The 12,235-nt window shown below is 49.0% G+C and carries 11 protein-coding genes; 2 read left to right on the top strand and 9 right to left on the bottom strand.

What is annotated here, in order from left to right; genetic code table 11:
* Positions 1 to 25: 25 nt before the first annotated feature.
* The 3 genes from HEN21_RS10545 to mppA all read right to left on the bottom strand — a co-directional run bounded on the left by HEN21_RS10545 (position 26) and on the right by mppA (position 4,836).
* Positions 26 to 1,951 carry a GH25 family lysozyme gene (locus tag HEN21_RS10545; RefSeq protein WP_176251810.1) on the bottom strand — a complete coding sequence of 642 codons (1,926 nt, stop codon included), beginning with the start codon at positions 1,949 to 1,951 and terminating at the stop codon, positions 26 to 28.
* A gap of 3 nt (positions 1,952 to 1,954) precedes the next feature.
* Positions 1,955 to 2,941 (bottom strand): glycoside hydrolase family 25 protein, encoded by a 987-nt coding sequence (locus HEN21_RS10540; RefSeq protein ID WP_176251809.1) that lies wholly within the window; start codon positions 2,939 to 2,941, stop codon positions 1,955 to 1,957.
* A gap of 281 nt (positions 2,942 to 3,222) precedes the next feature.
* Positions 3,223 to 4,836 carry a murein tripeptide ABC transporter substrate-binding protein MppA gene (gene mppA, locus HEN21_RS10535; protein ID WP_105282427.1) on the bottom strand — a complete coding sequence of 538 codons (1,614 nt, stop codon included), beginning with the start codon at positions 4,834 to 4,836 and terminating at the stop codon, positions 3,223 to 3,225.
* 182 nt (positions 4,837 to 5,018) lie between these two features.
* Between mppA and mpaA the strand changes: the two genes are divergently transcribed.
* Entirely contained in the window at positions 5,019 to 5,747 is a 729-nt protein-coding gene (gene mpaA / locus HEN21_RS10530; protein WP_010344731.1) for a murein tripeptide amidase MpaA, read from the top strand.
* On the opposite strand, the gene ycjG is transcribed toward mpaA, so the two are convergent.
* A complete protein-coding gene (gene ycjG, locus HEN21_RS10525; RefSeq protein WP_176251862.1) occupies positions 5,722 to 6,687 on the bottom strand; it encodes an L-Ala-D/L-Glu epimerase in 966 nt (321 codons plus the stop codon). The genes mpaA and ycjG overlap by 26 nt on opposite strands.
* A gap of 118 nt (positions 6,688 to 6,805) precedes the next feature.
* On the opposite strand from ycjG, the gene tpx reads away from it, so the two are divergent.
* Positions 6,806 to 7,312, top strand: a complete 507-nt coding sequence (tpx, locus tag HEN21_RS10520; protein WP_000078459.1) for a thiol peroxidase — start codon at positions 6,806 to 6,808, stop codon at positions 7,310 to 7,312.
* Between the two features lie 44 nt (positions 7,313 to 7,356).
* Here the strand turns inward: tpx and tyrR are convergent, their stop codons facing one another.
* From tyrR to pspD, 5 genes are all read right to left on the bottom strand, one after another.
* On the bottom strand, positions 7,357 to 8,898 hold the full coding sequence (gene tyrR / locus HEN21_RS10515; RefSeq protein WP_010357009.1) for a transcriptional regulator TyrR: 1,542 nt from the start codon (positions 8,896 to 8,898) through the stop codon (positions 7,357 to 7,359).
* Between the two features lie 150 nt (positions 8,899 to 9,048).
* Entirely contained in the window at positions 9,049 to 10,107 is a 1,059-nt protein-coding gene (locus HEN21_RS10510; protein WP_176251863.1) for a YcjF family protein, read from the bottom strand.
* Positions 10,104 to 11,501, bottom strand: a complete 1,398-nt coding sequence (locus tag HEN21_RS10505) for a YcjX family GTP-binding protein (protein ID WP_176251864.1) — start codon at positions 11,499 to 11,501, stop codon at positions 10,104 to 10,106. The genes HEN21_RS10510 and HEN21_RS10505 overlap by 4 nt, the downstream gene beginning before the upstream one ends.
* A gap of 118 nt (positions 11,502 to 11,619) precedes the next feature.
* Entirely contained in the window at positions 11,620 to 11,934 is a 315-nt protein-coding gene (gene pspE, locus HEN21_RS10500; protein ID WP_176251865.1) for a thiosulfate sulfurtransferase PspE, read from the bottom strand.
* Between the two features lie 74 nt (positions 11,935 to 12,008).
* Positions 12,009 to 12,230, bottom strand: a complete 222-nt coding sequence (pspD, locus tag HEN21_RS10495; protein ID WP_176251866.1) for a phage shock protein PspD — start codon at positions 12,228 to 12,230, stop codon at positions 12,009 to 12,011.
* Between the last annotated feature and the right edge of the window lie 5 nt (positions 12,231 to 12,235).

Raw genomic sequence — 12,235 nt, 5'->3', positions numbered from 1 at the left:
TCGACATCCGGTTTTATTTATTACCTTAATTTACCGCAGCCAGAGCGACATTATTCTCACCCGCTTTAAACTGGGCATACTGTTCTTCAGTACCAAAGAAAACTTCTGACTCTGTGCTGTGACCAATGCCCGGCACCTTTTCGTTTCCTGAATATTGCCAAAGCGTCCAGGGATTACGCCCCTCGAGTTTCACACCAGCTTGTCCCCAATACCCCATCCACACCATATACTGGTCGAACCGACTGTCCATGAAATGGGACAAATTATTATGATTGCCATAAAATATTGGTATTTTATGGTAATTTTTATACATCAGGGCAGCAAAACGTAAAATATCATTCCGTGCATTCACCATTCCCGATTTTTTAAAACAAGCCAGTTGGGTTGTATCTTCACCTTCTGGATTCACCAGTAAAATACCGGGAGGCAACATTTTCGGGTCTTCAGGCAGCAGGCTTTTTGCTGTTTCCAGTTGCGCCTCAGGAGTGTGGCAAAAATCAAATTTAAAATAGCCTCCGCGATCAAATTTTGAATCTGCTAATTGCTTCCAGTGAGCCTTAAACGACGAGTCTGGCCCTCTCCAGCCAACCACTCTCACGTAGACAAAACGCGCAGGTGATTTCTCCTGAAACAATTTCCAGTCGATTTCGCCATCGTTAGACGAAATATCATGACCACTGATCGGGTAAATATCCGGTGTTTTGAAGATACGGATATCAGGTCGGTTGGGAATTGCACTTACGGGGCCATAAGGAATTTCAATAGGTGTTATATCTTTGTTCTTTGGTTCATCTGGCGCAGTAGGCAGTTCTTTAATAGAATATGCGGTCTTATCAACATTTATAAATTCATCTGCATTCCCGGCTGATAATTGTGTTTTTTTATCCAGACGACTGACCGCAGGATCGTTAATAAAGAAGAAACCACCCGGTCCGGCTGGGTTTTCTGTTGCTCCTATCCAGGCATCACTGAGATGTATTCCTTTCCCTTCCTCGTCCAGTTTTTCATTGATTTTTATATATTGGTCGTTCACATAGATAAACAAACTTAATATTCGGGTAATGCCCGCGTAGTATTCCTTTTTACCATCAATTTTTACCATATACGATTTCCCGAAGCGTTCGTCGGCAACGCCATCAGCAACGCCTTTTATAAGGGTATCAAAAAATACACTGGCTTTATCTTTTTCCAGGGAATAAACTTCTGTTTTATCATCACCAGCGGCTATCGCATACGCACCTGGTTTACTATACGCGTTTGAATTCCCTGCGCCATCTGTCATGCCAAAAAGACCTGAACCAAAACAAGCATTAACTAAAGTCAAAACATGGAAATAACGCTTTGCCAGAATGTTGAGTTGAGCATTCAAAGCTGGCATTTCATACATGCCTTTTGAACCATCGATATCTGTAGCATTACTCAAAACAAATGCCGGTGCCTTATCAGAATTACCATTTTGAGTGCCAAAACGCCCATGACCTGAATAAGCAATTAACAAGCGAGCTTTCTTATCAAACATCATCCCTCTGGCAGGGAGATATTCTTTCAGAAAATAATTAATGTTATCCAGTGACGCATCCTGATCTTTCAGTAAAATAACCTCATCAAACTTTTGCCCATTAATAAGAAAATCAGCCATTCTTTGACCGTCTACTGCAGCTGCTGGAATATCTGCATGTAACAGTGGATATTTTGAAATTGAAATAATCAGCCCAATCGCGCGAGTTTTCGCTGCATCCTGATCTGGTATTTTTAATGCATCACTGATACGGATATCCAGTTTACCAGGAGCCTCAGGCCCATAATGGATAAAAAAATGACAATACTCATCAGGAACCATTGCACCATTTTTACAAATATCATCTGCACGTGCATCTGATATTCCATGTGATATTCCGGCAACAAATAGCCCCAGAACCGATATACATAAAGTAAGCCATCGTCTGTTCATAAGTTAAAATTCCTGCACGCCCAAAGTGGTATAAAATTCAGCAATTGGACCTTTATAAATACTGGCATCAAACTTCTTACTCGATCCTAAATTAAGCTGTGCTGCGTCGGTGAACTGCCAGATCGCCCATTTTGTCTGGTTGATTGAACGCGGTGTTTCACTGGCCTGAGCCTGATTAGAGTAATCAGCCAGCCACAGTTTGTGATCTGCAACCTGGGCAAAACTATTTTCCCCACCAACGGCATCTTTCCACCAGGCTCGCGCAGTGTAGATAACCGGTTTACGCCCTAAATCGGCTTCGACCTGTGCGGTAAACGCCTTGATCATCGTTATAATTTCAGCTGGTTTACGCTTTTGCCAACGATCCTTACCCGTTGATGAGTCCACATCCCACTCCACATCCACCGCCGGTGGCATATCCGTTGCGCGTAATCCCCCGTTAGCTTTAATAATTTTAACAAACGTCATCGCCTGCTTGCGTCCCCATGTTTCAGCGTCGTCTGCCGGTGTACCGCTGGAAAGAAAATGATATGCTCCACGGTGTAATTTTATCCCCCGTTCCGTATCCCCGGCCCGTTGCCAGAAACCGGAAAATTCGGGATCGACATAACGCGTTCCTTGACTGGACTTCATATACAGAAACACAGACTTATTTTTTGCCAACAGTTCGATTGGAAAATTCTTACCGTTATGATGGCTGATATCCACTCCAAATAAAGAACTTGGTCGCGGTTGATTTAATACCGAGTCATAAGAGACATCAGTCGGAAATTTAAAATATTTTTTTACTGCGAACGTGTCATATTCCATTTCACGGGAAAGATCTGATCCCAGGATTTTTACAAATAACTGCTGTCGTGAGAGATCATTAGTTAAGTTTTCCAGTCCCAGTGATGCGGCATCGGGAAGCGGCTCTGCGGCCAGACTAAAAGAAGAATAATGAGAGAGGAATAGCGAGATAACTAACTGAATAGCGGAGGCTTTTTTCATTTTACCACCCCATTTTTAGCTGTGTGTTTATTTTCATATGAAGATGTTTTACAAGTAATGAAATACACTTCACGTTATAAAAAAAGTAAAGCACAGCTTATATTTGGAGTATGTAATACAGCAGGCAAATAAAATTTATGATTAGAGTTTGTACTTAATATAAACTGGAAATTTCACAGTCTCATCTTGAGAGCAATTTTTATAGGGTAAGTTTAAAAAAGAGAGGGATTTTATCGGGGTTGTAAAATCTGGCGCAACTTTTGCGCCAGATGACATCATAATCAATGTTTTACAATATACATAGTCCGGCTATAAGCCACATCTTCCGGGTTATTAATGGGATAACCTTTCAGCCACGGTTTGATTAGCCGTCCATTGGTGTATTGATAAATTGGCGCAATCGGTGCTTGCTCCATGAGGATTTTCTCTGCCGTGTTGTAATCGGCGTTGCGTGCTTTGACGGTGTTTTCAGTCGATGCCTGAGCCAGCACTTTATCGTATGCCGGATTGTTAAAGCGTGAAATATTCCCTGAGTGCGTTGACGTTAACAGCGTCAGGAAGGTGGAGGGTTCATTATAATCCCCCACCCACGAGGCGCGGATAACATCAAAATTGCCGGTATTACGGCTGTCGATATAGGTTTTCCATTCCTGATTTTGCAGTTTGACATCTACGCCAAGATTCTTTTTCCACATCGACGCCACAGCGATGGCAATTTTCTGGTGATTTTCCGACGTGTTATATAACAGTGTAAGTTTTAACGGCTTCTGTGGACCATACCCGGCGGCGCTCAACAATGTTTTCGCCTGGGCATTCAGTTCTTCCTGACTCATTTGTTCAAACGGCGAAGGTTCTGGCGTAAATCCGGCAGTAACATCTGGCGTGAAATGCCATGCTGGTTTTTCACCCGTGCCCAGCACTTTTTCCGTCATCAGACGGCGATCAATTGTCATACTTAATGCCAGCCGCACTCGTTGATCTGCCGTCGGTCCTTTTTGCGTGTTAAATGCATAATAATACGTCCCCAACTGTGGCGGCGTGTAAACCTGCCCTGGAATATCCTTCAACAGCTTTTGATACATATTTTTCGGGAAGGATTCAGTGATATCAATATCACCTGCGAGATAGCGTTTAGTGGCAGCAGATTCCTGGTTAATCGGCAAGAAAGTGACTTTTTGCAGCACCGTTTTGGCGTTATCCCAATAATGAGTATTCGGCACAACGACCAGCTTTTCATTAACCACGCGCTCTTTAAGTACATAAGCGCCATTGCCGATCAGATTCCCTGGTTTCGTCCACTCTTTACCACTTTCAACGTTGGCTTTTTGCACCGGGAAGAAAGCAAAGTTAGCCGTTAAATTCACAAACCAGGGCAATGGTTTATCAAGCTGAATTTTCAGGGTATGAGCATCAACAGCGGTGACACCTAGTTGGTCAGGCGTAGCCTTACCATCAATAATCGCCTGAGCGTTATTGATCCCTGCCAGCGCGGCAAACCAGGCAAACGGAGACAACGTTTTCGGGTTCACCAGACGCTGCCAGCTATAGACAAAATCTTGCGCCGTTACCGGCGTACCATCGGCCCATTTGGCGTTCTCGCGCAGGGTAAAAGTCCAGATACGATTGTCATTACTTTTCCACTGCGTGGCGACACCAGGCACAATCTCCCCTTTCTCGTTTTGATTCACCAGACCTTCAAACAAATCGCGAATGACCTGAATCTCTGGCAAACCCACGGCTTTCGCGGGATCTAACGAAGCTGGCTCATCTTTAATGTGGCGTACCAGCTCTTGCTTCTCTGCCAGTACTGTGCCGCCCGGAACTTCTGCAGCATACGACAGGGAAATGCTGCTAACTAACAGCGCACAACAAGTAACTGAAACAGAGTGCTGCATAAGATACCCTCAAAATGATGTTAAGATTGATGCGTAATTATTTGTTTCTCCTTGAAGAAATGCAAATAACTTCCGGCAAAAAAGTGATAAAGGATCGATAACATATCGTTGTCGAAAAGGATTTGATAATCCGCAAAATTTGCACAACACTGCCTGTAATACTTCTTATATTCGAGACGATTATGACCGTGACCCGCCCGCGCGCCGAACGGGGCGCTTTTCCGCCAGGAACCGAACATTACGGACGTTCTTTATTAGGTGCGCCGTTGATCTGGTTTCCGGCTTCTGCCGCCAGCAGCGAAAGTGGTTTAATCCTGGCTGGCACCCACGGCGACGAAAATTCTTCCGTCGTCACCCTCTCCTGCGCATTACGCACGTTAACACCGTCTCTGCGCCGCCATCATGTCGTGCTCTGTGTGAATCCTGACGGTTGCCAGCTTGGTCTGCGGGCTAATGCCAATGGTGTGGATCTAAACAGAAACTTTCCGGCGGCGAACTGGAAGGAAGGTGAAACGGTGTATCGCTGGAACAGTGCCGCCGAAGAGCGCGACGTGGTCTTGCTGACCGGCGATAAACCCGGCTCCGAACCTGAAACTCAGGCGTTGTGCCAGCTCATTCATCGTATCCACCCCGCCTGGATTGTCTCTTTTCACGATCCTCTGGCTTGTATTGAAGATCCCCGACACAGTGAATTAGGTGAGTGGCTGGCTCAGGCATTTGAATTGCCGCTGGTGACCAGCGTCGGATACGAAACCCCCGGCTCCTTCGGCAGTTGGTGTGCGGATCTGAACCTGCACTGTATTACCGCCGAGTTTCCGCCCATCTCCTCCGATGAAGCCAGTGAAAAGTATCTCTTTGCAATGGCGAATTTACTGCGCTGGCATCCTAAAGATGCAATTCGCCGGTCGTAAACTGTAGCGCCGGCTCCACATCCACCGCCAGCCAGGTCGGTCCATCAAGATCGGCAAAACTGACCTGTGGCACCAATGGTAAAGCGGCGCTAATGGCGCGCGAGGTGCACAACATGCAGCCCAACATCAGGCTGAAACCCTGGGCGCGCGCTTCGGTCGCCAATGCCAGGGCTTCGGTCAGCCCCCCCGTTTTATCGAGTTTGATATTAACCATCTCATAGCGCCCTTTCAGCGCCTTCAGATTGCTACGGGTATGACAACTTTCATCAGCACAAATGGGTAACGGATGAATAAAATTCTCCAGCGCCGCATCGTCCTGTGCGGGAAGCGGTTGTTCCAGCATCGCGACGCCTAAATCAGCCAGCAACTGACATCGCGCAGCCAATCCCTCTGCGCGCCAGGATTCATTCGCATCAACAATCAACGTTGCATCGGGTACAGCCGAGCGAATTGCCACCATCCGCTCGCTAATAAGATGGTTATCCAGTTTCACTTTCAGCAATTTCGCCCCTGCTTGCCATAGTGCCACAGCACTGCTGGCCATTTGATCAGGCGTACCGATGACAACCGTCTGTGCAGTGGTAATGGTGTCGGGAAGCGTTATACCGATACATTCAGCCAGAGTCTGCTGCTGTTTACGTGCACTGAGATCCCACAATGCGCAATCCAGCGCATTACGCGCCGCGCCCGCAGGCAGAATTTTTTGTAATTCTTCACGTGTCAGCCCTTTTTCCAGTTGCGGTACAACACTCATAATTTGCGCCATTACTGAAGCGTCACTTTCACCATAGCGCGGATAGGGAGTGCATTCCCCGGCACCTTTAACGCCATCGTCTTCCAGTTCAACAACTACCACACGCGCTTCACTGCGGCTGCCACGAGCAATTACAAACGGGGTATGTAACGGCCAGGCTTCCTCAAATACCTTTACGGTTCTCATCTTTACTCCTTGTTGCCGCGATGGACTGCGGATTAAGCGCAAATAGCGATTGCTGTGTTATTGACAGTTAGCATAAACTAGGTGTGACGTTAACTATATGTAAACAGGAAAGATAATCATGTCACAAATCGTTCATTTCCAGGGCAACCCGGTTACAGTCGCCAATTCCATCCCGCAAGTGGGTAGCAAAGCGCAGACTTTTACTCTCGTGGCAAAAGATCTGTCTGACGTCACCCTCGGTCAGTTTGCGGGTAAACGCAAAGTGCTGAACATTTTCCCGAGTATTGATACCGGTGTTTGCGCCGCATCAGTACGTAAGTTTAACCAACTGGCGACAGAAATCGACAACACCGTTGTACTGTGTATTTCCGCCGATCTGCCGTTCGCCCAGTCTCGTTTCTGCGGTGCGGAAGGTCTGAACAACGTCATCACCCTTTCCACTTTCCGTAATAGCGAATTTCTGCAAGCTTACGGCGTTGAGATCGCTGAAGGCCCACTGAAAGGTCTGGCTGCGCGCGCAGTTGTCGTAATTGATGAAAATGACAATGTGATTTTCAGCCAGCTGGTGAATGAAATCACCACTGAGCCGGATTACGAAGCAGCTCTGGCGGTACTGAAGGCGTAATTTATTATGCCTGATGGTATTGCGCCATCAGGCATTTTACGTGTTTACTCTTCGCTCTTCTTCTGGCTCAGGCCGTATTCACGCAATTTGTTGGCAATCGCGGTATGTGAAACGCCCAGACGTTTTGCCAGTTTGCGCGTGCTGGGATAATTGCGATAAAGCTGGGTTAACACCGAACGCTCAAATCGACTGGTGATTTCATCCAGCGAACCTTCCATCGCATCTTCACCCACGGCAACGGTTGTCGCGTCATAATCTGGCAGCAAAATGTCTTGTGGACGCAGTTCGTAGCCGTCCAGTTGCGTGAGTGCACGATAGATAGCATTTTTCAACTGCCTCACGTTACCCGGCCAGCCATAACGCGTCAGCACAGTATTCAGATCGGCAGCCAATTTCGGCCGGGGTACTCCCTGCTCGTCAGCAAAGCGGGCGACGAACAATTCGGTTAACGGCATGATATCCTGCGGACAGTCGCGCAGCGGTGGCAGATTCAGCGTCAACACGTTCAGACGATAATAGAGATCTTCCCGAAATACGCCTTTTTGCACCAGCTCAACCAGATTCTTTTGTGTCGCGCAAATCACCCGCACATCGACATGCACTTCGTGATCTTCGCCAACCCGACGGAAAGTGCCGTCATTAAGGAAACGCAGCAATTTAGCCTGCATCCGTGGAGACATCTCACCAATCTCATCCAGCAGCACCGAGCCGCCGTTCGCCTGCTCAAAGAACCCTTTCTTCCCTTCCGGGGCATGTCCAAACAGTTCGCTCTCAACGGCATCTTCCGGGATAGACGCGCAGTTCAGCGCCAGATAAGGTTTACCGGCGCGAGGGCTGGCCTGATGACAGGCATAAGCAAAGAGATCTTTACCAGTACCAGTGTCACCCGTGATCAGCAGTGGCGCGCTTAACATCGCCAGTTTCTGCGCCTGCTCGACAACGTGTTTCATTTTCGGGCTAACGGCGACAATCTGACTAAAGGCGCTGACATCCTGCGCAGCCACATTTTGCAACTGACGCCCCATACGAATCGTTGAGCGCAGCATCACTACCGCACCGGTCAGGACGTGTTGGTCGTGTTCATCCTGCAAATAAACCGGTGTTATCTCCATCAAGAAATTTTGCCCGTTAATCACCACATGTTCGTTATGCGAATCCTGCGGGTCACTCTCCAGCCAGCGTAAAAAATTAAATCCGTTAATCAATTGCGCAGCGGTATGATTGCGTAAACGATCAAGTTTTTGACCAAATAGCTGACAGCTCGCCGGATTCGCCATATCCACTTTGCTTTTCATATCGACAGAAAGCACGGGTTCAGGCAACGCCTCAAGCAATGCGCTCAACGCCAGATGTTCGCGCTCGGAAGGCATCCATGACACAGTGCGCACATCGGTAACACCTGCAATACGGCGAATTTCCGCCATCAGGCTGCTGAAACTGTCAAAATCCAGTTCGGCAAAATTGAGGTAAATCCGCCCGATTGGGTCAATCTCAATACCGCGTAAATCGATGCCTCTTAGAACCAGTAGATCGAGTAATTCGCGGGTCAGACCGAGTCGGTCTTCACAAAAGACTTCCAGACGCATGGGAACCTTCACCTGAGAAAAGAACAATTAATATGATGATATGACACTATTCGAGTGGCAGGAAGATTTCTGTCAACAAAGATTGACACAAAGACGGATTATCGGGCACTTCGGCGTAAAGATATCCGATCAGCACCCGATATTGCGTTATTATTCGCTGGTCGTTTTGCCTTTTTGCAGTGTCTCTTTTACCTGACCGATAAGCTGGCGACGAAAATCCCCCAGGCGAGGTTTGTCATCGTCGATCCACGGCAACGGACGGCAAAGTTCCATAGCTTTTATTCCCAGTCGCGCGGTCAGGAGTCCGGCGCCAATCCCCTGGGCAGCACGTGTCGACAAACGAGCGGCGAGATCTTGTGACATCCAGTCCATCCCCACTTCGCGCACCAGTTCGCTGGCACCGGCAAAAGCGATATTCAGCAATACCAGTTTGAACAGGCGCAAACGGCTGTAATAACCCAGTTCAATGCCATAGAGCGTGGCGATACGATTAATCAACCGCAGATTGCGCCAGGCAATAAATGCCATATCCACCAGCGCCAGCGGGCTGACGGCAATCATCAACGTCGATTCTGCCGCCGAACGGCTGATTTCTCTACGCGCCTGCGCATCCAGCACTGGCTGAACCAGATGTGCGTACAGACTGACGACTTCACGATCGTTCTGCGTTTCATGGATTGAGGCATACCAGCGTTGCAGCGCCGGATGCGACTGATCGATGCCGGCCTGCTGCGCCAGTTTCTCGCAAAATGCGCGCCCTTTACCCGTGCCGTGACTATGCAACAAATCGCGCGCTTCATCGCGTTCGTGCGCGCGCTGGCGCAAGCGCCACAATCGTCGCCACTCTGTTGCCACAGAGCCAACGCCAGCCCCGATAATCAATGCACCAGCGGCACAACCGCCCAGCGCCACCCAGTCCTGAGTTTGCCAGGCATTCATCGTCCACTGCACACCCTGACCAACAACGCTCACACCAAACAGCGCCAGCCCGCCTATGACCATTTTGCGCCACAAACTGCGCTTCGGACGCAGCGCCGCATCCATTACCGCTTCGACTTGCCCCTCTTCTTCCGGCGCTTCGTCGAGCGTCGCCGGGGCAAAATTTTGCGCCTGATTTTCATCAAAGGTCTGCTGCGCCTTAAATTTAGGGTTCTGATCGACCTCCAGCGGACCGTCGAAATCAATACGTGGTTTTAACGGTTCGGTCATCGCAATTTATCTCCTATTAAAAATTCCAGCGCGGCATCAAGGCGAATATGCGGCAGTGGTTTATCGACATCCATCACCTGCGGGCGAAACGCTTCAAACTGGAAGCCTTGTTTATCCCAGAACGCCTGACTGGGCAAACGTGCGGGAACTTCACCTGGGTAAACGGTAAGCGGTGCGCCATCGCTCAGTCGATTACCGCGCAGAGCCGGGATTTTCTCACCGTTGACGTCGATGATGCCGCTGGTGGTCGCCTGTACTGAGGCCAGTCCCAGACAATCCATGCTGATCCCTTCAAATGCCGCATTTTGCCAGGCGTCCTGAATTAGTTGTTGCAGTAATGAAACCATATTGGCGTGCTGATCGATGGTCACATGGTCCGCTTTAGTCGCGGCAAACAGCAATTTGTCGATAACTGGCGAGAATAAGCGCCGGAAAAGTGTACGTTGCCCGTAGTGGAAACTTTGCATCAACTGTGTCAGCGCCAGACGCATGTCATTAAACGCCTGCGGCCCACTGTTCAGCGGTTGCAGGCAATCCACCAGCACAATCTGGCGGTCAAAACGCAAAAAGTGGTTTTTATAGAACCCCTTCACCACTTTCTCGCAGTAATAATTAAACCTCTCGCGCAGCATTCCGGCGTTGGTATGCTTATCGGCCTGTGCCAGTTTAGACTCGCCCCAGGCATCGACATCCGGCCACGGGAAGAATTGCAGCGCGGGCGCGCCTGCCATATCTCCCGGCAGAACAAAGCGGCCTGGCTGGATAAAGTGCAGCCCCTGCTGTTTGCAGTGGTGAAGATAATCGGTCCACGCGGCGGCGATATCGGCAAGACGGTTTTCGTCGGCAGGCGCTAACGGATCAAGCCCTTCGCACATCATCCGCCATTTTGCCGACCACTCGCCGCGCTGACCATTAAGCAGGCCCGTCATCTGCCGTGACCAGCTTAAATAGTCCTGCGCCAGCATTGGCAGATCGAGTAGCCACTCGCCGGGATAATCCACAATCTCCAGATACAGCGTGGAGGTGTCTTTGAAGTGACGCAGTAGCGAATCGTTCGATTTATAACGCAATGCCAGGCGGATTTCACTGACGCCACGCGTTGGCGTCGGCCAGGCGGGAGGGTCGCCGTACAGCTGCGCTACCCCTTCGTCGTAAGTAAAACGCGGAATGCCAAAATCGCGCTGTGGAATACGCTTCACACCCAGCAGGCGCTCTTCACGCACCGAGCTTAACAGCGGCAAGCGTGCTCCTGCATGAATATTGAGCAACTGATTGACCATCGCGGTGATAAACGCCGTTTTGCCGCTGCGGCTAAGTCCGGTTACCGCCAGTCGCAGGTGCCTGTCGACGCCACGATTCACCAGCGCGTTAAGTTCATTTTTGAGTCGCTTCATTGCTGTCCTGTGCCAGAAAGCTGTAGAAAGGATGAGATGCTGGAGATAATAATGTGGGTTAATTTTGATTTATCAAATGAATAAGCGGCGTTATTTACACCGCTCAATAAGTAATTTGTTAACCTTTGACCTTCGGCATCGCAATGTCTTTAAGACCACCGGCGTTCTCAACGTGGGTATATCCCATTTCGTTGAGGATCTCTTTTGCCTGCCCGGACTGGCGTCCGGCGTTGCAATACACTTTAACGGTGTCGTTTTTATCCGGAACGGCGGTGGCAATGCGCTCTTTCACTTCCTTCAGGGGAATATTGATGGCCCCCTGAACGTGCTCTTGCTGATACTGCTCTGGAACACGAACATCGATCCAGTGTTCAGCGGCGAAAACGGGCAGTGAAAACACCAGTGCCAGAGCAAGTAAGCCTTTTTTAAACATGTAAGCGTCCTTCTATGGATGAAAATTGCCATCCATTATACGCCTGAGATTTAACAATTTTTGCGAAACTCCCCTCACCTTTTATAACGCTGCACCAGTTTATTGGCAGCCCGACTTAACAGCGGTTCCAGCGCCACAGCCAGCAACATTTTCAGCGGGCGGCGAGCAACAGATTTTATCGCCCAGCCAGCCACACCCGCCGGGCCGTAGCGTAGTGCGGTAAGAAGTACCAGCTTGCCTGCTAATTTAAAACCAGGCTTCACCTTTTGCCCGGCCTGTTGCCAGCGAATATTCATAACTT

It is taken from the genome of Escherichia sp. 93.1518 (assembly GCF_013368915.2).
GTDB lineage: Bacteria > Pseudomonadota > Gammaproteobacteria > Enterobacterales > Enterobacteriaceae > Escherichia > Escherichia ruysiae.
This window is presented reverse-complemented; position numbering and strand designations above follow the sequence as displayed.